This window comes from Paraburkholderia phymatum STM815 (genome assembly GCF_000020045.1).
Taxonomy (GTDB): domain Bacteria; phylum Pseudomonadota; class Gammaproteobacteria; order Burkholderiales; family Burkholderiaceae; genus Paraburkholderia; species Paraburkholderia phymatum.
In genome coordinates this window covers 129,618-152,880 of sequence record NC_010627.1, presented here as the reverse complement: position 1 = coordinate 152,880, position 23,263 = coordinate 129,618, and the positions used below count along the sequence as shown (strand labels likewise).

At 57.8% G+C, this 23,263-nt stretch carries 23 protein-coding genes and 4 pseudogenes; 12 read left to right on the top strand and 15 right to left on the bottom strand.

Going from position 1 to position 23,263, the window contains the following annotated elements; genetic code table 11:
• Window positions 1–185: 185 nt before the first annotated feature.
• From BPHY_RS42310 to BPHY_RS42305, 6 genes and pseudogenes are all read right to left on the bottom strand, one after another.
• Complete coding sequence (locus tag BPHY_RS42310; protein WP_157686957.1) at window positions 186–344, bottom strand: hypothetical protein; 159 nt, start codon at window positions 342–344, stop codon at window positions 186–188.
• A 233-nt stretch (window positions 345–577) separates the two neighbouring features.
• Entirely contained in the window at window positions 578–829 is a 252-nt protein-coding gene (locus BPHY_RS36565) for a DUF1488 family protein (protein WP_012406517.1), read from the bottom strand.
• A gap of 68 nt (window positions 830–897) precedes the next feature.
• A pseudogene (locus BPHY_RS36560) lies at window positions 898–1,213 on the bottom strand (hypothetical protein).
• A 662-nt stretch (window positions 1,214–1,875) separates the two neighbouring features.
• The gene (locus tag BPHY_RS36555; RefSeq protein WP_052306261.1) at window positions 1,876–2,472 is read right to left on the bottom strand and encodes a tyrosine-type recombinase/integrase; all 597 of its coding nucleotides are present in this window, start codon (window positions 2,470–2,472) and stop codon (window positions 1,876–1,878) included.
• Between the two features lie 5 nt (window positions 2,473–2,477).
• The gene (locus BPHY_RS39175; RefSeq protein WP_012406515.1) at window positions 2,478–2,897 is read right to left on the bottom strand and encodes an excisionase; all 420 of its coding nucleotides are present in this window, start codon (window positions 2,895–2,897) and stop codon (window positions 2,478–2,480) included.
• A complete protein-coding gene (locus tag BPHY_RS42305) occupies window positions 2,894–3,163 on the bottom strand; it encodes a hypothetical protein (protein ID WP_146174485.1) in 270 nt (89 codons plus the stop codon). The genes BPHY_RS39175 and BPHY_RS42305 overlap by 4 nt, the downstream gene beginning before the upstream one ends.
• Window positions 3,164–3,202: 39 nt before the next feature.
• Here BPHY_RS42305 and BPHY_RS36545 point away from each other — a divergent pair, with 39 nt between their 5' ends.
• The 3 genes from BPHY_RS36545 to BPHY_RS36540 all read left to right on the top strand — a co-directional run bounded on the left by BPHY_RS36545 (window position 3,203) and on the right by BPHY_RS36540 (window position 4,193).
• Window positions 3,203–3,403, top strand: coding sequence for a hypothetical protein (locus tag BPHY_RS36545; protein ID WP_012406514.1), 201 nt, complete (start codon window positions 3,203–3,205; stop codon window positions 3,401–3,403).
• A gap of 142 nt (window positions 3,404–3,545) precedes the next feature.
• Window positions 3,546–3,716: a hypothetical protein gene (locus BPHY_RS42840; RefSeq protein ID WP_167538912.1), complete on the top strand. Its 171-nt coding sequence runs from the start codon at window positions 3,546–3,548 to the stop codon at window positions 3,714–3,716.
• A 258-nt stretch (window positions 3,717–3,974) separates the two neighbouring features.
• Entirely contained in the window at window positions 3,975–4,193 is a 219-nt protein-coding gene (locus tag BPHY_RS36540; protein WP_012406511.1) for a hypothetical protein, read from the top strand.
• Between the two features lie 740 nt (window positions 4,194–4,933).
• Here the strand turns inward: BPHY_RS36540 and BPHY_RS40715 are convergent.
• Both BPHY_RS40715 and BPHY_RS36525 read right to left on the bottom strand, forming a co-directional pair.
• Window positions 4,934–5,284 (bottom strand): hypothetical protein, encoded by a 351-nt coding sequence (locus tag BPHY_RS40715; protein ID WP_012406509.1) that lies wholly within the window; start codon window positions 5,282–5,284, stop codon window positions 4,934–4,936.
• Window positions 5,285–5,431: 147 nt separating this feature from the next.
• A complete protein-coding gene (locus BPHY_RS36525; RefSeq protein ID WP_157686956.1) occupies window positions 5,432–5,608 on the bottom strand; it encodes a hypothetical protein in 177 nt (58 codons plus the stop codon).
• 158 nt (window positions 5,609–5,766) lie between these two features.
• On the opposite strand from BPHY_RS36525, the pseudogene BPHY_RS43630 reads away from it, so the two are divergent.
• The 4 genes and pseudogenes from BPHY_RS43630 to BPHY_RS36510 all read left to right on the top strand — a co-directional run.
• Window positions 5,767–6,010 (top strand): annotated as a pseudogene (locus tag BPHY_RS43630) (hypothetical protein); the annotation flags it as partial.
• Window positions 6,011–6,156: 146 nt separating this feature from the next.
• The gene (locus BPHY_RS36520; RefSeq protein ID WP_146174484.1) at window positions 6,157–6,465 is read left to right on the top strand and encodes a hypothetical protein; all 309 of its coding nucleotides are present in this window, start codon (window positions 6,157–6,159) and stop codon (window positions 6,463–6,465) included.
• Window positions 6,466–6,884: 419 nt separating this feature from the next.
• On the top strand, window positions 6,885–7,256 hold the full coding sequence (locus tag BPHY_RS36515; RefSeq protein WP_012406507.1) for a hypothetical protein: 372 nt from the start codon (window positions 6,885–6,887) through the stop codon (window positions 7,254–7,256).
• A gap of 122 nt (window positions 7,257–7,378) precedes the next feature.
• Window positions 7,379–7,714 carry a hypothetical protein gene (locus tag BPHY_RS36510; protein ID WP_012406506.1) on the top strand — a complete coding sequence of 112 codons (336 nt, stop codon included), beginning with the start codon at window positions 7,379–7,381 and terminating at the stop codon, window positions 7,712–7,714.
• A 306-nt stretch (window positions 7,715–8,020) separates the two neighbouring features.
• Here BPHY_RS36510 and BPHY_RS36505 read toward each other — a convergent pair whose 3' ends face one another.
• The 3 genes from BPHY_RS36505 to BPHY_RS39020 form a co-directional block, all read right to left on the bottom strand.
• Window positions 8,021–8,584: a hypothetical protein gene (locus BPHY_RS36505; protein ID WP_012406505.1), complete on the bottom strand. Its 564-nt coding sequence runs from the start codon at window positions 8,582–8,584 to the stop codon at window positions 8,021–8,023.
• A gap of 47 nt (window positions 8,585–8,631) precedes the next feature.
• Complete coding sequence (locus BPHY_RS36500) at window positions 8,632–10,791, bottom strand: hypothetical protein (RefSeq protein ID WP_012406504.1); 2,160 nt, start codon at window positions 10,789–10,791, stop codon at window positions 8,632–8,634.
• Between the two features lie 611 nt (window positions 10,792–11,402).
• On the bottom strand, window positions 11,403–11,873 hold the full coding sequence (locus BPHY_RS39020) for an Hcp family type VI secretion system effector (protein ID WP_052306260.1): 471 nt from the start codon (window positions 11,871–11,873) through the stop codon (window positions 11,403–11,405).
• Window positions 11,874–13,440: 1,567 nt separating this feature from the next.
• On the opposite strand from BPHY_RS39020, the gene BPHY_RS36490 reads away from it, so the two are divergent.
• Complete coding sequence (locus BPHY_RS36490; RefSeq protein ID WP_012406501.1) at window positions 13,441–14,232, top strand: HpcH/HpaI aldolase family protein; 792 nt, start codon at window positions 13,441–13,443, stop codon at window positions 14,230–14,232.
• Window positions 14,233–15,083: 851 nt separating this feature from the next.
• Here the strand turns inward: BPHY_RS36490 and BPHY_RS42300 are convergent.
• Window positions 15,084–15,425, bottom strand: coding sequence for a hypothetical protein (locus tag BPHY_RS42300; RefSeq protein ID WP_146174482.1), 342 nt, complete (start codon window positions 15,423–15,425; stop codon window positions 15,084–15,086).
• Between the two features lie 1,287 nt (window positions 15,426–16,712).
• Here BPHY_RS42300 and BPHY_RS36475 point away from each other — a divergent pair.
• The 4 genes from BPHY_RS36475 (at window position 16,713) to BPHY_RS36460 (ending at window position 20,712) form a co-directional block, all read left to right on the top strand.
• Window positions 16,713–17,264 (top strand): hypothetical protein, encoded by a 552-nt coding sequence (locus tag BPHY_RS36475; protein WP_012406500.1) that lies wholly within the window; start codon window positions 16,713–16,715, stop codon window positions 17,262–17,264.
• Between the two features lie 297 nt (window positions 17,265–17,561).
• On the top strand, window positions 17,562–18,089 hold the full coding sequence (locus BPHY_RS36470) for a hypothetical protein (protein WP_012406499.1): 528 nt from the start codon (window positions 17,562–17,564) through the stop codon (window positions 18,087–18,089).
• Window positions 18,090–18,140: 51 nt separating this feature from the next.
• Window positions 18,141–18,686 carry a hypothetical protein gene (locus BPHY_RS36465; protein WP_012406498.1) on the top strand — a complete coding sequence of 182 codons (546 nt, stop codon included), beginning with the start codon at window positions 18,141–18,143 and terminating at the stop codon, window positions 18,684–18,686.
• A gap of 793 nt (window positions 18,687–19,479) precedes the next feature.
• Complete coding sequence (locus tag BPHY_RS36460; RefSeq protein WP_012406497.1) at window positions 19,480–20,712, top strand: alpha/beta hydrolase; 1,233 nt, start codon at window positions 19,480–19,482, stop codon at window positions 20,710–20,712.
• 601 nt (window positions 20,713–21,313) lie between these two features.
• Here BPHY_RS36460 and BPHY_RS36455 read toward each other — a convergent pair.
• The 3 genes and pseudogenes from BPHY_RS36455 to BPHY_RS40695 all read right to left on the bottom strand — a co-directional run.
• Window positions 21,314–21,550 (bottom strand): annotated as a pseudogene (locus BPHY_RS36455) (IS5/IS1182 family transposase); the annotation flags it as partial.
• Window positions 21,551–21,593: 43 nt separating this feature from the next.
• Window positions 21,594–22,867, bottom strand: a protein-coding gene (locus BPHY_RS36450) for an IS3 family transposase (protein ID WP_407671306.1) whose coding sequence is annotated in 2 segments (ribosomal slippage) — window positions 21,594–22,609 and window positions 22,609–22,867 — 1,275 coding nt in all. Because the reading frame shifts where the segments join, the coding sequence is not laid out codon by codon here.
• A gap of 49 nt (window positions 22,868–22,916) precedes the next feature.
• Window positions 22,917–23,187: pseudogene (locus tag BPHY_RS40695) on the bottom strand (type VI secretion system baseplate subunit TssG); the annotation flags it as partial.
• Window positions 23,188–23,263 lie beyond the last annotated feature (76 nt).

Below are 23,263 nucleotides of genomic sequence, written 5' to 3'. Positions count from 1 at the left end.
GAAGTGGACGGGAGCGGTATGGGGTTTCGGCCGTTGGACGTCTTGGGCTGACGCAACGCGCCTTGCGTACGGATGCTGGCCATCGGAACTCTGTTCAGCCGGCCCCGTGTCTCATCGAACTCATTGCGGCAGCAACTTAACGTTTATTCGCACTCCTCGTGTGAATGCGCCTGAAAACAGGCATTTCACAATGCTAAAGCAGCGTAAGCGCTCGCGTACGCCAGCTCGAAATGACGCGCAATTCCGTTGCGGACGGCAGTGCCGTCGTCATCATCGAAGATGTGACAGAGCGCCGGCAAAGCGAAGCGAAGGTTCTCCAGCTTGCCCGGCACGACCTGGATCATCGCCCGAGCTGCGAAGCATAGTGCCGCAAGCGCGTGCCTTCAACATGCGAACGATCATATTGCAACTAACCGGCTTCGACTCGCGTACTACCCGACGAGCTTCGCGTTCAAAACTCGATACTTGGCGGAACTTGGCAGTCAAACTCCGACGAAGCCATGCATCACCAACACTCTCTATCCAGCGCGTGCCGCCATGTGTCATGCACCGGAATGGCGACGCGCATAAGGGCTTCTTAGTGCAGCGTGTAGAGAGTTTGCGGTCCGTCCGCATAGAGGGACATGGCGACCTTCAGGATCTCATTGCGATGCCGGTCGAAGGAGGCCAGCACTTCGGCTTCATCAGAACCGAGAGCGGAGTCGAAATTCTTCAGTACGCCGTCTTCCACAAAGAAGGTAATCTCGCGTGCCTTGTCGTAACCCCAGAACCACACGCCATGCCTGGTCCCATCATAGCTGCGGCTGGGGTTGGAAAAACTGAGTGCCATGTGTCGTCCTTCGTTCTACGCCGTTGATGGGCCGGGTGGCACGCTCACTACAAGCGCGGAGCGTCCCGCTAATGCGTATCGCCTTTCATGCTCTCGGCTTCCATCGCGGCATGCAATTCCTCATACGCCTCGATTGGTTCCATGTCCTGATCGACGAACGCGGCTGCGCGCTCCGCGGCGGTCAACGCGTCGCCCGGGATGTCGCTCTGGCTGTCGTCCTCGGTACTTGGCGGCAGCAGCATGTCCTCAAGCATCCCGCGCAGTTCAGGGGTATTCCATGGCTTGCCCAGCTTGGCCTTCCTGTTCAGGTAGTGACGAATTTCCGAGTCTTGCTCGGCCGTGAGCGGAAGCCCGCGAAAAGTGGGGTCTGTTGTAATGGATCATGATGCGCCTCCCGAAGCGGTCTGCGCTTTCAATGCGGAGATATCAATTTCCCGCGGTGAACGTTACAAGTTGCGTCTGATCACTGTGCCGCGTGTCTGCGGCCAACCGATTTACGTCGTCTTCCTGGCGATACCTTCGTTCCCAACCCGCGAATGAACCCTGCTCAACGGGGTTGCCGGCACTGACGGCTTCTTGGGCTGCTTCGGCTTTTTCGCTTCGCGAGTGCTGCGTAGTTGACTTTTGGCCATGGTCCTGCTCCTAGCCGTTGCGTGCCAAGGTGGCATTTCCAGCATACGCGCTTCGCGCGGATGATGCAGCAATCGATTTTCAGGAAGGCTTCGTCTCAAGCGGGGTCGTCTGCGGACATTTATGTCCCGCCGGGGACGCGGTGTTCGAGCCAACGAGGAGCGTGTTTGCGATCTTTTCAAGGATGGATCGCACGATCATTTGCGCATCCGGGGGCCGACAATTGAGTAGCCGGAGCCATTGCTCTCTTCGAGCACGATTGTGACCTCACACGTTGCGCGCATGCAAGTTCATAACTGCTCGCAAAGCTCGCCCGTCCCTTCTACACCCGGGCGAGGGCGGCTGAGTCAACTATGACCTTAAGTCGCATGCGGCTGAATTACTTCACGTTGCTACTGATCCTCACTCTCATTGACTCAAGCCCGCGCGAGTTTGCGTACAGGTCCGCCATTGCATCGGGTTCGATGGCCGAGCAACGCCTTTGTGTCGACTCCGTCCTCTTCAAGGTACAGGCGTTTCGACAGGCTTCGGATTTCATGGAACGTGGGATCGCCGTCCGCTGTATAGCCCGCGAGTCGGCGCACCGGCAGGAATTTCTCGGAGATGGTTTTCAGCTTGATTGCCGACCCCTTCGGCGCGTTCACGTTGCCGCGCAGATGACGGATAAGGTATTTGCTGACGACACACGACGCCTTGCAGCGCGCGATGATTTCGCCCAGCGACATGTTGATGGTTTCCATGCGTAGTTCCAATGGGATAGCGATCGAGACTCCTGTTTTCGCTCGCGTCACCACCGCTCCACCATTCTTGACGGACGCACGCTCCCAGCGGCCGATGGTCGACAAGGCCTGGCCTGAGATTAGCGCAAGCAGCATCGCGTTCTGGAGCCACAGCGCGACCTTCGGGGCCTGTTCTAACGTCGCGACAAGCGCAACGCGAATCGCCCTGTCTTGATGTCTCAGGGCACTGATCATGGCTGGCTTGACGCCAGTCGTCGGCATCTTGTCGAGCAATTCGGCTATTGTTTCCTGATCTTCATGCGCTCGACCAGCCGCTTCGTCGGCACGATTTCCTTTGCCTTGGCGTTCGCCTCGAGCACTTCGAAGACCTGCTCGATCGGCACGTAGCCAATCGACATCGTCTTTTTGGTGATCGGATTGCGCCAGACGTAGTAGCCCGGCCGCGGTTCGTGAAGGTTGCCAGCTCGCACGACGCCGGATGCGCGGCCTGGCTGCCATGGCCGAATGCTCGGTGAACAGAGACGCGGCTTCTGTACGCCGTCGCGGAAAACAGCGCCGTCCTGGACGTAGTACGAGCGGCCGATCTTGACGGGTGCCGGAAAGATCTTGCAGGCGTTCACCCAGAGGCAAGCCGTGCGGATCGCAGGCGGCCGATCAAACTCTCGCACCTTCAGCCATTCATCAAGTCGGATTTTCATTCGATACCCAAAGTTTTCCGGTTGTTTCGATTGCTCGTCGTGCGGCTTCGGTCATGCGGAGATTCATACGACATAGCCAAGGAGGCCGTCATCAGACGTCGCCCAAAAATTTGCGCCCGAATGGGCGAACCCCCGTAAGCGAAGAAGCCTGCATATAAGGCATTGCAGAATCTGGCCGGGGAGGTGATCGACGGAACGAGCGACGGCGACGTCGTCAATAACGGATAAGTCAGCATCGCCTTCCTGCGCTCGGTGTTGGTGGTCATGCTAGGATTGCTCGAAGACACCGAGCGGGACCCACCTTCATGGCTAGCCACAATTTCACCTACAAGGAAGTCAACTACAGCGTATATGTGACCGAACAGAAGGACGGGAGCTGGGACTGGGCATATACGATGACTAAGCCCCCCGTTTACTGGAGGAATCAAGAGACGTCCGCGAGAAATCAGGAACAGGCCATCGAGGAGGCTCGTTTCGACGCGGAGCGCCGGATCGATGCGATGTAGTCGTTTCACCGGTTCGAACGGATTGCGTCGCCATGCTGGATTCCCGCACTAGAACCGTGTCCTGGTGAAGGGAAGTGAACGGGAGATCATCGTGGACGATGAGATCTACGCAACTCACACACACATTGCACGAGTTCGCGTGATGAAGACAGTTGCAGGCACTTATCGCGGCATCGTTCATCTGCGAGAAGTGGGAGCCGAACCCGAATCGGACGAGCCGCACGAAACCGAAATCGACTTCGCGCACGAGGATCAGGCGCGAGACGCGGCGCGTGCCCTTGCGAACAAGTTGCTTAAAGAGCTGGAGTCCTGAATTGCCGCGGCGACCATCGGAACCTCGGCAGCCACCGAAGCGACGAAAGCGGCGCCGGAGATAGCCATGTGGACTTGCCGAAACTGCAATGGACGTTTTGCCTTCGATCAGGTCGAAGCCCAGATCGACGAGGGCGGATATTTTTTCATTTGTCCTGGCTGCGACTACCGGAACAAGCTGGTGAACACCGGTGCAGACGCAACGGGGCGCCCGCAATTCGTCCAGCGCGACGAGTAGAGCACCTTTTCGGAGCCGACCATGCAGTTCGACTACAAGGAGTTTCATATCGACGCGTCGCCTCTCGATGAAGGCGGTCGCTGCTACGCCCGCGCGAAGATTTATCGGCGCGACCTGACAGGCGGTGAAGCCGTCGAAGTGAAGTATTCGGGTGACCTGGGCGATTACCCCTCCGACGCGGACGCTATCGAAGCGGCGCAGCGTTGGGCGATCCAGTGGTGCGAGAGCCAATCCGGATAGGGCGCGCGTACGGATGCCTCGAAATCGTTTCTTCTTGAACCTGCTCCGGGGCGACGCCGAAATATGGGTGCGGCGTGAGTTCTTTCTGTTCGGTCATGGTTGTCGTTGTCCCATACATCTTCGTCGGCCGATGCGGAACGGTTGAAAAGATGGCTTCACTTTGTTCTGAGACCTTTCCCGGAATGGGGAGTAAGCTCTCGGTTCGTCTCGCATACCGCCCGGCGAATCCGACATGAACCCACCATGCAAACCCAGTCTTGCACGCCATATCGCGGTTTCAGCATTGACGTCCGTGTGACAACCAACAGCGTCGACTCCATCTACGGCACGGACCTCCGGTATTCGGTCTCCTGGTCGATCCTTTCCTCAAGCCCGCTTGCGACGCCAGTCGCGAGCCTCCCGGAGCAACTTAATTTCTTGTCGCCCGCAGCTGCTTTCTCATACGGGGAGCGTCGAGCGCGAACGTTCATCGATGGTTGCATCACCTTCCAGGACGACGAGACCGGTGCCGCAGATTGAGTTCGGTTCATTGCGACTGTCCTCCGAGCATTAGAATCTTCCTTCGTACCGTTGATGCATGTGTTTGTGAATTTGCGAATCTCCGACACCGTGCCGCGCAGTCGTCCCGCAGCGATCTCAGCTAGCACGTGAGTCACGTCATCGGGCGCTTCGATCGCCGCCGTCTCGGCGACAGGCGCAGGCTCAATCGGCGCTTCGGTCATGGTGTGACTTGACTACCGTTACGCGTTACTGCCGCGCCAGTGTTGGGTTTGAGCGATTCGGCGGCACGCAGCGCGAGCAGCCAGCAAGAAGCACGCGACTGCTTCGAGTACTGCCGCGAAAGCGAGACCAGCGATCAGATCGACCCGACCGGACGGGATGCCGAACGCGGTCAGCGTGCCGGTCACGGGGTCGCTGACGGCAGCGGCGCGGGCGGCGTCGGCGCGGTCCTGCGCTGCTTCCTGACGCTTCACCTCTGCTGCTTCGGCATCGATTGCATCCAGCCGCGCCGCGAGGGTCGCTCGCTCGATCCGGAGACTCGGGCACTGCTCGGCGCAGCGGCGCTCGGTCACACGGGCCAGTCGGGTCACGCTGAGGCGCGATCCGCGGCAATGACTGCCGCGTTACGGCCAACCGGCGTAACCGCCGGGACGGCAGCCGCGCGCGCCTCGCCAACGTGCTTCTGAGGCAGCCCTGTCTACGGTGCCGGGCGCGCCAGCGCCCCAAGTGTCGCCGGGTTACTCCTCTCCGGCGGCAAGCGCGAAATACCCGTCGAGGCTTCCCAGATAGACGACCTCCGCTGCGCGCTCGAGCTGATCCCGCTCGTCGTCAGTCACATCGAGCTCGTTCGGCTCCCCAACTTTCTGGAATTTGTCTTCGACCTTATGAAACTGCTGGACTAGCACTATTGGCATGATGTTCTCCCCATGTGGACATCCTATTTTATCCACCAAGCGTCCTCAGATCGAGGCAAGTCGCAGGATGCTGTAGGCCGTCGCGGTTGTCATCAGTCGCACGCCGCGTTCGCCGAAGGCGCGTGCCGCCGATGCATTCCACAATCTAGCAACAGAGGGGCGACGATGTCGTCAGCGCTGGACGCTGGTCGCACACTCGGCATCCTTACCTGCTCGAATCGAGTGTCCCAGGAATATTTGCTTGTGGTGTGAGGCGATCCGAAGCAGGTCTCTTCCGCGTCAGGGGAAAACAGACGCTACTGATGCGGCTCCTGCAGGTTGAGCCCAATCAAACGGGTTGCATCTGCCGTCGGCGAGGGGAGCATGACGATCGCGTTCGTGCGTACACCGATTGGGACGGAATTCGCCAGACGGCAGTCGGCCAAGAGCAGACGGTCGACTGCGGTGCCTAAATCGCCGACAATTTATGCCTGCGACATCGTATAGTGCCGCTTCGAATGGGCTATGATTCAAGAACAACCGCCGATCCCCGGCGAGGTAAGGGAGGTATGGAAGCAAGTTTTCGCCTGATAGTGCTACAGGCCGAGACTGACCTGCGAGCACTCTCTCTGCGACGCGTGAAAGATTGCATCGTAACGGCACTTGAACCAACCCAGACATGGTTCCTGGTTCAAACAAAGACAGATGCGGAGCGTGATCTGCTGGCCGGAAACGAAACACTCTTAAAGGAGTTCAAGGAAGTGTTCCGAGTCCGCGGATGCGCCGACGCTCTCGTCGACAGCCTCACGTTTACTTTCGAATCGCAGGAAACGGTCGACAGGAAATATGCCGGCAACTGGTATTGGGCGCTAAAGTAGCCGCCAGGATCGACACTCGCGGATCGGCGACGCGGCATCATCGGTCGGGGTACGGCCCAGTTGCTGCCGGTCGCGAGCTTTCTAGCGGCTAGAATCTCCGAAAATTCCACATCGGATTATGACCCCAAGCGATGCAATAGTCTGGAATCGCGGGCTAGACACAAAGTTGAAATCCACCGGCGTCGTGGACGAAGAGTTGTTTCATCGCTTTGCTGAGGGTTACGGCTATGACGCGGCAAGTACCGTTGGCTGGTTGGAGGCAAAGCTACGCGTCCTTCAGGCGAGGCTATTGCAGGGCGACACGCTTGTTGTGTATGCACCTGCAGATGACACTCTCGTCATAATTTTATCTTCGGAAGACTTTGCAGCTTGGATAGCCAAGTACTTTCCGAGCGCCCGTTGTACTACTGAACGACCGCTTGCAAGCGCTTCGATCCGAGAATCGAACGACGGCTCGGGTCGGCCACAACCAGTCATTCGACATCGCTGGCTGGATCGTTGACAATGCCGCTGTGGACGACGTCGAGATCGGAAAAATGGATAAGAATCGAGCGTTTTTGCTGCCATTCGGAATCGACCTCAGGGTTGAAGACGGAATCGCAAGTATCGAATCCAACTTGCCGGAAGCACTACCTAGCTTTAGCGATCCCTTAGAAAACGGGCGCATCGTCGGGGTTGTCGAAGGCATCGAGCAATTGTTGCTTTCGCTCGCGGGTGTTGGTATCGATTTGTCCAATCCGCAGTTCGCGCAGGCAATCCACGATTGCGTAGCCAACCTTCATTCAGCCTGATCGGCAAACTGCCGTGTCCGGCCAGTTCCGGCCGTTCGACATCTAGCTTCGAATCGTCGCCAATCGCCCTTGCCTCAAGCACCTATGTTTAAGAAGACGTAGCTACTGCTGCGAGACTCCTAATGAGCTTTCATACACAAGTTTGGGTCTATCCATTCGACGGCGAGCCGTTGAATGTCGCCGGATCGAGAGATCGAATCGTCAGTTTCATCGATGAGCATGCGCTGAGCCACGATGTCTTGAAGCATTTGACGGAGGCATGTCAATCAGCTCTTCCGACGTCGACCTTGTTCTACCTGGATAGCTGGTCGATCATCGCCCTGTTCACCAAGCTGGCGCAATGCCTACCGAATGCGTCTTTCGCCGTGAAAGGGGCAGGTGAAGAACCCCGCGACATATGGAGCCGAGAGTACGAGAATGGAGCGGTGACGTTCGAAGCTGGCCCATTCCAAGACTAGCCGGCCGGGTGCGGCCACCTCCGGTCGTTCTCTCTCACGCGTGAACCGACATTCAGAAGTCCGCTTCGCCCAAGATAGCGGACGCCGGTCACGGCCGTTGGAAGTGTTGCGCGTCGCCTCATTTCTGGCTGACGTCAAGGCGCGTCGCGGAGATGCGCAGGGCATCGCTGCAGTCCGTATTGGCTGCCGAGATCCAGATACGGCACCGCTCTCGGCGCGCAAATTGATGCTCGGGTCCGAAGCCGGACAGCTCGAGAAACCGTTCAGCCCACGTGCATGTCCGACACGGATAAGGCCTATTGTCGGTCATAAGGTCACTGAACGGTCTGCCATTTCGATCGCCATCTTTCCAGCATCGTCAAGCGTAGCAAGCAAAGAGCCGGCACGCCGCGATCCTACATACCAAGGTCGCCGGAACAGTTCCGCGATATATTGCAGGCCCGGCGGCTCGCCGAAAACGCGAAATTCCAGCCACTTGTCGGCTACCCTTGCGGAGACAATTCCCGGCGAGTGTTCGATCGCCGACAACCAGTCCACCCGACCAAGCGAGAAATCTTCCGCGACGATCCGCCCGGAATCTATATCGATTAAAAGCACTCGTTTTTCTGCGGCGACGACCAGAAAATGGCTCGTGGCTACCAGGGACCGTCCTTCGTCGATTTCGATCCTTTTGTGTATCCGCCCGTCATTGCCGATTAGTAAGATGCCATGTTCTGTCAGCAATGCCGTGTAGTTTCGGGTGCCTGCCGCATCGCGCACGTGGCGCGCTTCACACCTAAGCTCGACAATCATGCCGCCTGGCGACAGATACCACGCGCGTCTATCACTCCAGCCGACAAAATGGTCGCCAAGCCATCGGGCCTTCGTCACTGGCGGGACCGAAAAGGAGGCTGCGAGATTGGGCTGCGATGGGTCGGCTAGGCTGTATGTCTCTTCGCGCTCAAAGAATGAACCTGCGGTGTGCGCGCGGAAAGTTCCGCGCCACTCTGCAGGCTACGTCCGCCAAGCTGTATCTCAGCCATTCGTATCAGGCGCGCCTGGCGCATCCTTATTTGCGCAGTTGCGCCCGTGGGTGGAACCCCGCCGCCCAGGCGCGCGTCACCGTCTGCGCTATGGACCAACGTAAGTCCTGCGTCTCGCGGCACCGCCACATCCATCGTCAGTCCGCCCTTCGACGAAACGACGCCCGTTGCAATCCTAGGGCCATCACGTTCTGCGAACGATACCCTGGCTCCTCCCGGGAGGCCGGAAAAGCGTATCCCCCAGAACTGCCGCTCTACAGCCCCCTCTGGGCTCGGATCGATTAACCATTTAGGGTTGAACCGGTGGTGGTTCCGAAACCAGTCGTCCACTTCTGTGAAGCAGTGCTGGAGCCGCCAACGGTTGGCAATCTCGTTAAAAGCTTCTATCTGGGCCTCGGAGAGTGCGGTAGGAGGCTGAATTTTAATGATACGGCTCCCGCCGCTAGTCTGGACGAGGATTTCGGCCGGGCCATCTAGTTGTATCCCTGGCGGTATCGACAGTGTCACTGTCGGTCGAAACGGGCAATATTCAAACGATACCGAGAGAAATGGCGAGTATGTCTGCGCCGTCGGCCCCACCATGCTCGCTCCGCAAAATGCCATCCGTGACTGACCAGAATTAGACAGATGAACGTTCGCCACTGCGGCAAAGTCTCCGAGAACTCCCGAACAGGTGATTTCCGGCGCCCGCCACTCGAACGGTTCCACCGATACGGCCACCTGCGCGGGCGTCAGGAGATTTACTTGAGCGGTACCGCGCAACACAAGCCCGTCTTCGATACCAGCTACTTCCACCAACTGACGGCTACTTCCTGAGGGCGGGCCGCAGCGACCGGGAGGTGGATCGTTAAGCGGTATAGCCATCCGGCAAACGATATGATCCCCGTTTTGTTCGCACGATGCCCCTAGGTCCAAGGGTGGTGTTTGGCTGGCCTTGACGACGGCGACGATGAAGACAGCCAACGGACCTAACTCTAATCCTAGAACATAGTCACTAAAACTCACCCGACCTTGGACAACTTCGTTCAGTCCCATTATTGGCCAGGTGATAGCGGCGGTCAGCTCACAGCAGAGAAGCTGAAGATTGTCCGCGTCACGGTCCATGAGAATATCCTGCCGTAATCCACCGTTCTCCGCAGATAAGATAATTGTCAATGTTACGTCCGCGTTGACGTCGATCTTCCCCCAAGCGCATTGGCAGGCATCTAGTGCATCCAAGTTGAAGGTGGCCGTAAGAAAGGCCACGCCTCCCGACGGAGACCAAGACACATCGGGACCACTGTTTAGCCGAACCGCCTGCTGCGCGCCTAGTTTATCGTGGAGCACATCGCGCACGTTGCGCACGATCAGGTCTTGGCTGATCAGCATGCCCCAGTCCTGGGTACCTAGGAAAACTTCTGTAACGCCACGCGTATAGAATTCCTCCCACGGAACAAATTCTTCGGTACCGGTGTCGGCTTGTCCAACTTCTAGGCGCAACTCCACGACGCTGAAGTCGGAAGTCGTCGCCATACCGGCATGGATGGGCGCCCCGTTTGCCCCGATCTTGGATGCCAAGGAGGCGATGTCGAGTGGAGTAGCGATCGGTTTAAACGTATTTCGGAGTACAGCCTCCGCGTTTTTTAGCGCCGCCTTCTGTCCCGGTGTCAGACCGTCGTCCCCGAACGGCCCGTGAAGCGAATCGAAGGCGAATATGAGGAAGGTTCCCTCTGGTCGCATCTCGAACACAACGTCGAACTGAACAATGAGGGGGACCTGTTCCGGGGCGCTCGGACCTTCGCCCGCCGCCTCGAGATCGGAGATCGAGGCGAGATAAACGGAAATCAACTGCTTGAAAGCAACCGCGTGGCCGGGGATCATCGTCGGTGCTGGACCGCTGACGAGGATAGAGAATGCACGAACGGAGCCCACGCCAAACGAATTTGTATCGAGAATCTCAATGCGCTCAACTTTGCGCCCACCAACTTCGTCCAGCACGCAGAGTGCGAGATTTTTGAATGACTCTCGGAACATACCGCCGAGAGTCACGCTAGTGATCTGGAAACGGAGATGCATGGGTGTATCCTCGAAACTCGCGATAAGGTGGATGCCCGGCGCCGACCAACGAGACCGCCACCTTCCATGCTCGGAATCAGTCGATGGGTTCAGTTCCAGCGACGAACGACCTTCTTCACTGAAAAAATGATCGCAATCTCTAATGCCCATAGAATCAATCGACCGTCTACTATTCTAATAAATGGTGATAGACGGCGATTCTGCATTAGTAGGCGTTTGAAACCGCGACTCCGGCAAGCGTAGCACCTTATTCCATAAATTCAATGGCATGTTGTTTCATAGCCGGTTATATAAGACTTCGAATTCTCTCCAAGCGTTTCGAAAACTGTCGCTGGATATCGGCGTCGAACGGGGCTTGCGATGATCGCGCGCACAGGTTTGTATCGGTAGACGTGATCGCTCAGCCCATAGTCGAGAAAGATGCGCAGACGACAGGCCGTAAGGATCGAGTCACCGGAACTCCAATGATCTATCGACGGTATCAGCCAGAAAGAAGGATAACGAAGTTATAGAAGTCGTTGAAGGATCTTTCGGCTACGCGCACCGCTGTTCAGCCGGTCAGATGTAGGATGCCAGTAGCCTTCTAGGACGCCCATGACGTTAGGGTATGGCTACCATTTATCGACGAACGAGGTCTTTCCGTCCGCGTCGTCGACTTCAATCTTTTGGAACATGAACGACCACCTTTCCAATCCTCCAGCATCCGTAAAACCGACTTGTAAGTCTACTGCTGCCTCGGCGTCGCCAATGAATCGACTAATGTCAACTATCGTTGCATCGGTGAGGTGTACGGTCTGGGAAACGTATTCCTCGCCGGTTGCTTTCATTTTTATGAACTCGATTTTAACCGTACTAAGATCTTCGTTGGTTGCGCAGGCCTCGAGGCCTTGGGGGGAAGCTGCGCCCCACTCCTTGATAATGGTTATTGGCTGGAACCGACGCTTGCCCGTAGCTTGCCCGGTATCGGCATCACGAGGCGATGTGACTCCCATCGTGAAAGCAAGGACTCGGATCTGGTCTGCGTGTTGGGCGTTCGTACCTTCTCCTTGGAATTGCCCTGTTTTCTTGCCTGTTACAGACATGTAGGCCCGACAGCCGCTGCAGTTTGGCAAAACACAGTCCTCCTAGTAAAACAACGCCAGGTGAGTGCGGATCAATCTGTCGTGCAAAATCGAAAATTGCATCGAAAAGCGTTACAATTTTTTGTCTGAATGAGCGATTGCACATTTATAGAACTTTGCTCGAAAAATTCAAGACTTTTTTTTGGTTCAGTCAATCATATAGCCGGCCGCCTTCGTTCGATGCGAACGGCTGGCATAGGGTCTGCTCTCAGAGGGGCGGAAAGTCTCCAGCAGCAGTTTTTGTTGGATTTGAATCGGCGTTAGCGCGCACGACTAACAGACAGTAACGGACGACACAACGTTTGATTTATTTCGGAAGCGAGTGCTGGCGTTTCCGCGTCGAGGCGGGTTTTCGAATAGTGCTCTTAGGTACTCACAGAACACCTCACCTTAGAGCTGGGGGATTCAGTGTAATTTGACATCCTTTCTGGGTACACACAATTCACCTCACCTTTGTTTCGTCCGAAAATCCTCGTGCTCTTGATGACCTATCTACGAAAGTCGTGCGTTTCATCCCGTCGATCATTGATCGCCTGTACGCGAACGACGCCAGCTCTACCCGGCAAACTATTTTCCGCGCGCCTCACACGAAAACCGAGCGACGCTCCGCTCTGAACGCGAACGCGTCGTATCGGTGGCGGGAGCGGCAGTTCCGGGTCGACCGTGTGAGTTGGCCGATGCAGGAAGCGGCTGTCCCGCAGGTCAAGGCGACCTCCCAAGAAGGCCCTTCCTCTGGTACCAGAGCATGAGGTAGTTGGGCATCCTACTACTGCTCCTCGCTCTGGAGATCACGTGACCTCCGAAACGAGAGAATGAAGGCGGAGCATACGATCGGACATCGGTGGGTCAGTCGTTACGCAGAATCGAATTCGATGGACGCGGGGCTAGCGAAGCGAGCAGTGTGGAAGACCGCAAGGATGATTGTGAAGTGGCAAGCTGCAGTCGCGCCGACTGCAATGGGCAAATGATGACATGTATGATGGCTAGCCCTTGACGGCTTGATGCATGCAGCTGCATCGAGGTAAACGGATCTAGCGCGGGGAGTTCATGTATTCCTCGCGTGTCAATGCTAACCACTGAAGCTCTGAAAGCCCCACGCACAGCGGCCTTGACAGAAAACTAGCGAATGCTATAACCGACCAGGTGTGGATATGGTCAAACCGGGCTGGCGAAGCGACGAGGGTGCATGGTCGAAACCGATTCTAGTGCCCAAGGGAACGGCTCAAAAAAGGTGCGGCTGCGCAGTACGCGCTGATGTACGACCTAATCAGCTAGGTCCAGGAGGCCAGCTCGATGTTGCAAACGGCTGCGGCTGAGTTCCCAATAACGAAGCGCTAACTCGATTTCGGGAAGACGGGCAAGCGCTGCCCTCTTCTGTTGCACGAGCCGGCTTGTAAGTGAGTCGTGCGCGCTTTCGTGCGGCTTTAGCGACGCATTGTCGTCGTCGGCAACGGCTGTCCCCGATCCTGCGCTGAACATTTGAAACCAAGTCGCCTTGCTTGAACTGCTGATCCGAGGAGCAACAATCATGCGAGAGAATCGAATTCGCTCGATCTGGAAGTCCGGTGGTGCGGTAGTCAACTGTTCTTTAACCATCCCAAGCACCTTTTCCGCGGAAACCATGGCACACCAGGGCTGGGACTCTCTAACCGTTGATCTTCAGCATGGCGTGGGCGACTATCAGAAAGCCGTCGACATGTTCACCGCGATTTCGACCACTAACACGGTACCGATGGCACGAGTCCCGTGGAATGAACCGGGCATTCTCATGAAGGTGCTCGATGCCGGTGCCTATGGAGTCATCTGTCCCATGGTCAATTGCCGTGAGGACGCCGAGAAACTGGTCGCGTTCACCCACTACCCGCCGCGCGGCAGCCGCAGCTTTGGCCCGGTTCGAGCGCTGCTCTATGGCGGCGCCGACTACCCGACGCAGGCCAACGACACCGTCGTCGTCTTCGCTACGATTGAGACCCGTCAGGCGCTCGACAATCTCGACGAAATCCTGTCCGTCCCGGGACTGGATGCGATATACATTTGCCCGTCCGACCTCTCCCTCGCCCTCGGCTTCACACCGACCTTGGACGACGTTGATGCGACGGTGGCCGAGGCGATCGATCACGTTATCGCTCGCGCCAAGGCGCATGGGGTGGTTGCCGGCAGCAACCAGGGGACGCCCGAGAAAGCCCTAGAGCGGATCGCCAAGGGTTGCCAGTTTGTGAACATCAGTTCGGACACCCGGTTGATGGCGGCTGGCGCCCAGCAGGTCGTGACCAAGATGCGCGATGGGGCGCCACAACCGACAGGGGGCACCTCCGGCTAATTGACATCAGTAGCCCGCCAGTCGAGATCGGCACCTCTTCCTTCCCGTGGCGCCGATACGCGGGTTGATGGAGGGCTCAAACGGGATTGGCACGATTGTGCGTCACGCAATCATACGAGCCAGAGTCGACGCGCCTCATCGCGGCTCGCATCAGTTCCGGCATGCTTTGGCTTGCAGCGTGGCGCGTCGCTGCCTAGATCGGCCGGGTGCTACGCCATCTAGCGTGCAGTCAACCAGCATTTACGCGAAGGTGGAGGTCAACAAACTTTCGGACATTAGTAATGGCCTGGCCGGGAGGCGTGCTATGAACACGCTTCACGAGGGACTCTGGGAGTACCTTGACCTGCGCCACGGTCTGGGCTTCAAGATGCGTGAGGCCAGCCGGCTGTTGCTCCAGTTCGTCGACTTCATGGAAGCACGGAAGGTAGAGTACATCTGCAATGACCTGGTGGCCGAATGGTCGCAACGTCCTTGGATTCAACGCGCCGAGTGGGCCAGGCGGCTTTGCTTTGTGCGCGGCTTTGCCCGCCATCGCAGCGCCACCGATAGCCGCACAGAGATTCCACCGGTAACCCTGCTGCCGCACCGTTCCACTCGGGCGAGACCGCATCTGTACACTGACCAGGTGGTGAGGAACCTCATGCGCGCAGCACTGAAATTGCCGGTGACCTGGCCGTCGACGCCTCTGCGGCCGTGGGTGTTTTACTGCCCTATCGGCTTACTCAGTGCACGGGCATGTCTGCATTGCACACCGCCATCCGAGCTGTCATGTCGGCTGCCTCGTACTCGGCGGCCATCGCTGTCATCTGCCGAACGCCGGTCAGCGACGCACACATGGCATAAGGCAGTCATCAGGAGTCCTTTCGCTCGCTCAACTGCCGAGGTAGCGGTCGTTTAGCGGGCACCGGTATGAACTGTCCGGTAGCTAGATCAATCTTGTGTGGAGATCGACCGTGCTGCGGATTTTTTGATACCGTGCTCTTCAAGTTGTCTGTTTGATGACCTGCATCGGAGGCACGCGCGAAGGCTGTATCTAAAGCTTCTTTTTCGGTTACAGATCGTCCACCTTTAAAAACTGTTACGTTATGAGTATGGAGAATCTTTCCAGTCTTTGGGTCGTAGATAGCTACTACATATACGTCCGAGACTTCAGGCGCGTTTCCACCACCACCGCCGAATGTCGAATGAGTCATTTCTATACTCCGTTTAAATCTAGAATACACGAGGCCAAAAAAATAGATTTATTATGAAGCTAGCCTTACCATCTAGCACCGCAATCGTATAATCAACTCTAACCATCTTGTTTCGAACGAAGGCAATATCATCTATTTGTTGGGTACGTTGGATCCCGTCATCGTCTATGAACTCGCAGCTGTCGAACGTAAGCTGGGAAATATTCGGATCTGTTTCGTCAAAATACATGGAAATGTAACATTGTCCTATCGTCGGGGTTGGTGGAATCTCAATATGTCCGCTCGCAGAACTCGTCCCATCAAAGTTTTCAAGCGTACTCGTGAATTGATGCATACCATCCATGGAATTCTCCTGAATTTAGGAAATTTACACATCTGTCCAACGAAGTGGATGCTGCTTCTGATTTCTCTCCGATCAACGCTTAGCCATGTGGTCACCGACCAGCTCGGACCTCCGCGCGTTGTCGTTTTGCCTCGCTTTGATCTCATGTCTCGGTGTTTGCTTTCCTCCTAGCACCGTCCGCTACCTTGATCCTTTTGGCCGCACTTCGCGAATGTCCGAAAACCAGGCGATGCGCCCGTGGCGCTTGATGCAACCAGAGTGGAAAAGACGGGCCGTTTGCAGAATCGGCCCAAACTGTGCTGCTTCCGCAATCAACGCAGAACTGGTCGCCGGGGCGCGCTCCACTTTCCGCAAAAGGAACGGATCGTCAGGATTGGATCTTGTGTAATCGAAGGGTTGGTTCACTGTCACGTTGCCCTCGGCTAACTGAGAACGGTTCGCACCTTAGGATCCGGCCGAACTGATACGCGCCAACGCACATTAAATTTAATGTAGTACACGGGTTACACCAGTCAACACGGAAATGGCGCGTGTTGGGTGGGTGTAGGTTAGGCGACAATCGGCACCGGCGCGACAACGTAAGCGAGATGGCACGTGGCGTAATAATGGATCGCATTATTAAAGGAATCTCTGCAAAAGTCCTGGCATCGACGTAAGCATGGAATATCCTGGGAGCAGGGGACTGACCGCTTTGGCGTTAGCCGACTGTCTCCTTCGGGGTCGCGTGTTGCCGTTCGCGCAATGATTTCGTTGATTGCACACCGATTGGCAATTAACGGCCCAATAGTTACCGTTCTCGCAAAACACTTAGCCGTCGTTCCAACGGCCGGTTCACTCTCGGAACCTGCCGGATCGTTTTGATGCGAACTTGCTTCTCTTTGACCATCGCCTATGCTTCTTGAAACTTTTGGCGCGGTTCGCCGAGATTTTTCAAGGGGGGCGCGATGAAACATCGAATTGTCGTGTTTCTTCTCGCGCTGTGCTTCACTGCTGCAGCCTTCGCACAACAGCAACCCGCCCCATGTAAAAACAGACTACATGACGCGCAGGATATGCTTGCCACTCAGAAGGACAACGCCCGCAGTTCTTCAACTGAGCATGTCTACATGTTTGATCCCTGCTGGGACTTGACAGACTGGACCTGGCATTTAGTGAAACCAGGAGGTGTAAATCAAGGCCCGGAATTGCATTTGATTGAGGGGAGCGACGGACGCGTACGGGCAAAGGTCATCGGTTGGGCGCAGGCGTATAAGGGATTTGACGCAACTGTACGCGTTGCGCTTTACCCAACACCGGAGACGATTGGCAAACCCGAGATGTGTCAGATGGCGTTCCCTAGGACGAACAACAATTTCGCGAAGAATATGGCGGTACCGGCCGTCGACTCGACCCAGAACTACGTCTCTGTTCCATTTCCGGCAAGCTGCGGCGACCACGCGCTAAGGAAGTACCAAGCGGTGCGTCTTTGGCTTGACTGGGCCGTGAAGACGCAATAATCGTCGCTTTTCATTGCCCCCGGGAAGAAAGAATCAGCGGGTGCTCGCGCGTACTAGCGGCCCCAATTGCGGACCTTCCCAAATACGGGTCACTGGGCGGGCGGCTCTTCATAGACTGGTTTCCCGATGTTCGTGATTTTGCGTGCGGTTGACGACACCATCAGGGGCATATTCTTTCAAATAGCTCTTACAGCTTGGTCTGAGCGAAACCATGCTCTACGCTATTTTCCAGAATAAGAGCAGCACTACGATATCGTAGAAATCAATTGGTCCACCTGCACCAGTTAGAGGATAGTCATGCCCGAAGAAAAGAAGAACGCGGCTTCCGATGCGTCGGCAAAAGCCACAACGCAAGGAGCGCGAACTTGGAAAGCGGCAGGTAAGTGGCTTGCGGCGCATTTGTGTCGAGTCTTGCTGACGATTGTCGTGCTGATATTCGTGGGATTGGTCGCTGCCGGTCGAAGTGGAAAACTCACCATTCTGGAAGACACAGTAATGACTATCGAGCCGGATAGGGCTTTGCCAGCAGACTGTACGTCGTTGCTCGGGGAGGTTGCAAAGTTGAAGGCGGCTTTGGGTGATCAGACTGGCCAACTGTCGTCGCAGCAACGTGACGTCATCGATTTTGAAACCAGGGGTGCGGTGCCAGGGAAGACCGGGTCTTGGGGCACTGCCAAACCCGATGGAAATGGGTGGGGTTCTGAACTTTACGAAGACGAAAACAAGTGGAAGTCCATCACTCCGCAGCGCAAAGCGGTCGCCGAATCGTTTGACAAGATCACGGCTAAGCTTAACTCCCTTCAGCAGCCGTGCAAACTTCAATGAGCTCGCAGCACTGACTACGTTCTTGGGCAGGCCAGCGACGAGGAAAGAGCGATGAGCGATCCGGTACCTACAGATCCGAAGTCGGACGTTAAAAAGGATAGCGCGGCGAAGAAAGCCGTCGATTTCTTTGCGAAACTTTCATGTTCATTTCTAATGCTTGTTGTCCTACTCGCATTCGGAGGATCCATTTTTGCGGGTCGTAGTGGTAGCCTCGGTTTTAAGCATCTTGCCCTGATCGAAATCGAACCAGCTAACAAGGTTCGACCAGCCGCCTGCGAGTCGTTGCTGACGGACATCGCCGAGCTGAAATTGGCGACCATCGAGGAAAGGCAAAGGCTCGCCCTGCTCGAAGCTGCTTTACTTGACTTTAGGCGAAAATATGCCAACGAACCCTACATCCGCTTCTGGGGGCTCCCCGGGGATGACAATAGCAAGTGGGGGGTCGGACTTTGGGAGGCCAACCGTCAGGAGACTAAGATCAAAGAGCAACGCGAGATCGTTGACGAGAGCTTGGGAAAACTGACAGCTACCCTTGACACGTTGCAAAAGAAATGCGAACTCCCGCAGGCTAGCTCGGAGCATAAAACAGCAGACTGACACCCACAGGCTGCGTTTGAACTCCGCTCAGCGACACTCGCACGACCTACCGCTGTACCTTGGAAGCCGCCCTTGACACGGGCGATCAGCGGAAGGCAGAGAAGGGTCGCGCACTGGCACTCGGCAACAATCTCGTCGATTGCACACCGATTGGCAACTGTCGTCTAGGTTTATTCGACGCCTGCCAACATGCGCACAGGCATGCACGTTCCTGCGGCCGATGGCAGGCATCGAATAAACCTAGACGGCTTCGGCCGACCGAATCGGGCAACGGTCGGCCAGGAAGCGATGTTCGTCCGTGACTTCGCTTTGTCCCTCAGACGTCGGCTCCGCCCAGTAAAAGGCCGTTCCATCTGCAAAGATTCGAACGGGAGACGCCCCATAACCCGCCCGTAACGTTTTAAGTTCTCGTCCCGGCGGCCATTCCCTTCCCGTTACCGCCGCGTCCTTCACTTGCCCCGCGGACCGCGGCGACACGCCCTTTGAGCGCAGCCGCCATTGAAATAAGTGCCGCACCTGTCGTCTCTTGCCTATGCTGATCACATTCGTGACCCGACGACCGGAACCACAATGGGCGCACCGATCGAACTGGTGAAGCGGACGTGACTGCTCCTGACCGTGATCCCTGCTGCGGGATGCCGACGCTCATAGGTCGGAATAGGCGGCGCTTGAACGGGATCGTTAGCATCGCCAGGCCGCGCAACGGGGGCCCGAACGTTTGCCAAAGCAGAAGAGGTGACCGGACTCGGCTATCACGCTTGCGATAAGCAAGCAAAGTTGCTGGAGGAATCCCATGACCAGGTTGTTTGCAGCCGCATTGCTGGCTTTGACGGCAACCGCCTGCCAAACTCAGCAACAGACCGCGGCGCTCGAGTGTGGTGCCAACGAGGCCTTTTTGGTCTGCAAGCTGGCGGGCGGATCAGACGAAGATTGCGCTCACGGTCACGGTGCAGCAGCGATAGGGGCCGCCACTCAGTGCTATTCACTCGGGCGCGAAGGACGACCGGAAAAGGACACCGATGCCGGGTCCTCGAGGGGCAACTACGTCGTCGAGACGGTCTACTACGGGACTGACCGGCAAGCGAGCGGCCCGTCGTCCGGGCCGACCTTCGGCACGACTCGGGCTGACCACCTGACCTTTGGCGAGGTCGGGGTCAGCATTCCCCGCGATCACCGGATGGGCGTCCTGGAGTCCCCCTCGATCTGGCGCTTCGAGTTCCGCGAAGACCCAGGGAAGCACTTGATGGTCGTGCGAACATCGACGCTTGACGGTGCGGCATTCTGGGCGGCGATGCGGCACGACATCCAAGCTTCGGCCAGAAAAAGCGTGCTGCTGTTCATCCACGGCTTCAACGTTAGCTTTGTCGACGCGGCGCGCCGGACCGCACAGATCGCCTATGACCTGGGCTTTGACGGGGCACCGGTGTTTTTCAGCTGGCCATCGCAGGGCCAGCTCAGCCCGCTGGCCTACGCGGCCGACGAGCAGGCGATCATCGACGCCCAGCCGCATCTCGCGCAGTTCCTGCGGGACATTCTCAGCCAGTCGGGCGCGGACAACGTCTATCTCATCGCGCACAGCATGGGCAACCGGGGTCTGGTGCACGTGCTGGCGTCGCTGGCCGCCTCGGACCCTAGCGAGATGAAGCGCATCAAGGCCGTGATCCTGACCGCGCCGGACATCGGCACGACCGAATTCACCGAACAGATCGCGCCCGGGCTGCTCCGGCTGGGTGCACCGGTCACTCTGTACGCGTCGTCGCGTGACAACGCGCTCGCGGCGTCCGAGCAATGGCACCACGGCGCGCGCCTGGGAGAGTCGGGCATCCATCTCGTCGTACTCGACGGCATCGAAACCATAGACGCCTCGGACGCCGGCACCGACCTGCTGGGCCACTCGTACTACGGCGGGCGGACCGCGCTGTCCGACATGTTCTACCTGATCCGGGATGGCCTGCCGGCCAGCCGGCGGTGCTGCCTGCATAGTTCATCGCTACAGGGCCGGCCATACTGGGTGTTCATGAAGTGACGCGAGCACGCTAGGGGCGCTCCAATGCCGCTACGGAGTTAGCGGCATCGCGGTGAATGGGATGAAAATGGCTAAAAGCGCCGTGCGCTCCCTGGTATTGCCTTCTCTTAGTTCTCGAAGTTCGGAACGTAAGGGCTATCGCGTGTGACCGATGTTCCCGACAAAGCTGCCGCTGGAGTAACGCTTGGTCCAGTGGCCGGAGTGGGTCGTCAAGGGTCGGCCGCGTCGCTCGTAACCGGTCATTCGTCGGCTTGCTTCCCGGTGAGCGAAGGTCCAGCCGGGGGCACTTCGCGCCGCGCCTTGGCCGGCCTCTCGGCCTCTAACTCTAACCGCCATAACTTCTCCCGTTGAATCAGACCTGGCGGCAATCCCGCCCTCGCGATGCGAGGTGACAGATTCAATTCGGACTGAGGCGAATTGACACTTTCATTACGCTTGAAGTGGAGGCAAATCGTCACCGCGACGCCGGCTTTCCGCGTCGCGCCGCGCCCGAGATAGTGACAGTTTCATTGCGCTCTACGCCAGCGGGCGAGCGGGGCTAGTGCTGCAGGCTGCCGCGTGCCGCAGGGAGGCCCGTTCGCGCCAAAGTACTAGGCTGTGTTCACATTTTCACGAACGGCCCAGACGCACAGACAAGTGACGCGAACACGAGGTAGCTGTCAGCGAGCTTGTCGTAACGAGTGGAGACTCGACGAAAATGCTTGATACGGTTGAAGAAGCGCTCGACCACGTTGCGCGTACGGTACAGCTTCCGGCTGTAACGGCGTTGCGACTTCTTGCGGTTCGAGCGCGGCGGAATGACGACCCTGGCGCCGGTGGAGCGAACTGCCTGCACAAAGGTTGAGGTTGACCCGGTTCGACGGACAGTTCTGCAGTTGGGTTTAATTCACTGTTGATCCTCCATGAAGGCCGCGGGTTGTCCACGGCCCGGCAGCGGGTCGCCTGTCACGACCATGACGCTGTCGGGCGGTGGGCAACCCGCAATGCGACGAGATTTGATCTTTGGCGTGAAGGTTTTCGAATTCCAGCGGCGAGTGATAACCGAGGCTGCTATGAAGGCGTCGCACGTTGTACCACCCCTCCAGGAATGAGAACAGACGCCGCCGTGCCTGTTCATGGGTCGCGAAGTGTTCACGCGACAGCAACTCCGCTTCCAGCGTGCCGAAAAACGATTCGCACATGGCGTTGTCGTAGGCGTCGCCCGCCGTCCCCATAGAGGGATGCACGCCCGCCTCGCGGCAGCGGCGCCCGAAGGCAATCGACGTATACTGACACCCCTGATCGGAGTGATGGATCACCCCCTCGGGTCGTCGCTGCAGCAGCGCCATGTCCAGTGCGCGCAACATGAGTTCGGTGTACAGATGGTTCGACATCGCCCAGCCGACGATGCGGCGGCTGAACACGTCGAGCACCACCGCCAGATAGAGAAATCCTTCATCGGTCGGGATGTAGGTGGCATCCGCGACCCACAGCACGTTCGCGGCACCGGCACTGAAGTGTCGCTGTACCAGATCGGGCGCACGCCGGGCTCCCGCACGTGGCCGCGTGGTGTGTGGCCAGCGACGCCGGCTCGCGCCACACAGGCCAGCGATGCGCATCAGGCGCGCCACCCGCTTGCGTCCCACGTGCACGCCCTCGCGCGCGAGTTGCGCATGGATACGTGGCGCCCCGTACGTGCCGCGCGAACTCGCATGCAGCGTACGGATACGCGCCAGCAGCTGCGCATCACTGCAGGCATGCGCCGAGGGTTCGCGTACCAGCCACGCGTAGTAGCCACTCGTGGAGACCGCGAGCAGCCGCGCCATCGTGGCAATGGGCCAGCGGGCCCGGTTCGCCTTCACGAATCCGTACCGCCCTTCGGTGGCACGGCTCCCGTCTCCCTCGCGAACCAGGCTGCCGCGTGAGAGAGTATGTCGCGCTCCATCTCAAGCTGGCGGACCTTACGACGCAGCCGCGTGAGCTCCTGCCGTTCGGCCGTGGTCAGCCCGTCCTGGCGTACACCAGCATCGCGATCGGCCTGTGCAACCCAGTTGACGATGGTCTGCGCCGTTGGCTCGAACTCGCGCGCAAGGTCCTGCGGTGTGCGTCCGGCCCTGACCAGTTCCACCATCTGCGCCCGAAATTCTGTCGGGTACGGCGTACGAGTCTTGCCCATTTCGGCACCTCCTCTTGAAAAAGAAGGTGTCCGTTCTTGCGGGTCAATCTCAGGTATCGGCGTCATAGCCCTTGTCGGCAATGACGGCCTTGGCCCGCAGTTGTTCGACGCCGGTAATCCGATTGTGGGGGCTCGGGCGGCCCAGCCACCCCGACCAGCCCATGCGCTCTGGCCGCCCATCACTGCCGGCGGCGCGCTCTCGGGCCTTATGCGCAGTTCGAGTTCCCATTCCAGCTCATGGCCGGCGCCCGTACCCATTCAACGAGCCGCGGCAGATCTTCGCCCTGCGGTGTGAAGCGCAGATATGCGTCGAGATCGACTAGGCAGTATGACTTCACGTGAGGTAGAGGCTGGCCTGCCGCGAGGTATCAAACGCGGGTTAGCATTGCTGCCAGA

Excerpts from the sequence above, each read along its gene's own strand:
- BPHY_RS42310 (WP_157686957.1), bottom strand. The coding sequence starts at position 344 with ATGATCCAGGTCGTGCCGGGCAAGCTGGAGAACCTTCGCTTCGCTTTG.
- BPHY_RS36565 (WP_012406517.1), bottom strand. The coding sequence starts at position 829 with ATGGCACTCAGTTTTTCCAACCCCAGCCGCAGCTATGATGGGACCAGG.
- BPHY_RS39175 (WP_012406515.1), bottom strand. The coding sequence starts at position 2,897 with ATGAAAATCCGACTTGATGAATGGCTGAAGGTGCGAGAGTTTGATCGG.
- BPHY_RS42305 (WP_146174485.1), bottom strand. The coding sequence starts at position 3,163 with ATGACCACCAACACCGAGCGCAGGAAGGCGATGCTGACTTATCCGTTA.
- BPHY_RS36545 (WP_012406514.1), top strand. The coding sequence starts at position 3,203 with ATGGCTAGCCACAATTTCACCTACAAGGAAGTCAACTACAGCGTATAT.
- BPHY_RS42840 (WP_167538912.1), top strand. The coding sequence starts at position 3,546 with ATGAAGACAGTTGCAGGCACTTATCGCGGCATCGTTCATCTGCGAGAA.
- BPHY_RS36540 (WP_012406511.1), top strand. The coding sequence starts at position 3,975 with ATGCAGTTCGACTACAAGGAGTTTCATATCGACGCGTCGCCTCTCGAT.
- BPHY_RS36525 (WP_157686956.1), bottom strand. The coding sequence starts at position 5,608 with ATGCCAATAGTGCTAGTCCAGCAGTTTCATAAGGTCGAAGACAAATTC.
- BPHY_RS36520 (WP_146174484.1), top strand. The coding sequence starts at position 6,157 with ATGGAAGCAAGTTTTCGCCTGATAGTGCTACAGGCCGAGACTGACCTG.
- BPHY_RS36510 (WP_012406506.1), top strand. The coding sequence starts at position 7,379 with ATGAGCTTTCATACACAAGTTTGGGTCTATCCATTCGACGGCGAGCCG.
- BPHY_RS36500 (WP_012406504.1), bottom strand. The coding sequence starts at position 10,791 with ATGCATCTCCGTTTCCAGATCACTAGCGTGACTCTCGGCGGTATGTTC.
- BPHY_RS39020 (WP_052306260.1), bottom strand. The coding sequence starts at position 11,873 with ATGTCTGTAACAGGCAAGAAAACAGGGCAATTCCAAGGAGAAGGTACG.
- BPHY_RS36490 (WP_012406501.1), top strand. The coding sequence starts at position 13,441 with ATGCGAGAGAATCGAATTCGCTCGATCTGGAAGTCCGGTGGTGCGGTA.
- BPHY_RS42300 (WP_146174482.1), bottom strand. The coding sequence starts at position 15,425 with ATGACTCATTCGACATTCGGCGGTGGTGGTGGAAACGCGCCTGAAGTC.
- BPHY_RS36475 (WP_012406500.1), top strand. The coding sequence starts at position 16,713 with ATGAAACATCGAATTGTCGTGTTTCTTCTCGCGCTGTGCTTCACTGCT.
- BPHY_RS36470 (WP_012406499.1), top strand. The coding sequence starts at position 17,562 with ATGCCCGAAGAAAAGAAGAACGCGGCTTCCGATGCGTCGGCAAAAGCC.
- BPHY_RS36465 (WP_012406498.1), top strand. The coding sequence starts at position 18,141 with ATGAGCGATCCGGTACCTACAGATCCGAAGTCGGACGTTAAAAAGGAT.
- BPHY_RS36460 (WP_012406497.1), top strand. The coding sequence starts at position 19,480 with ATGACCAGGTTGTTTGCAGCCGCATTGCTGGCTTTGACGGCAACCGCC.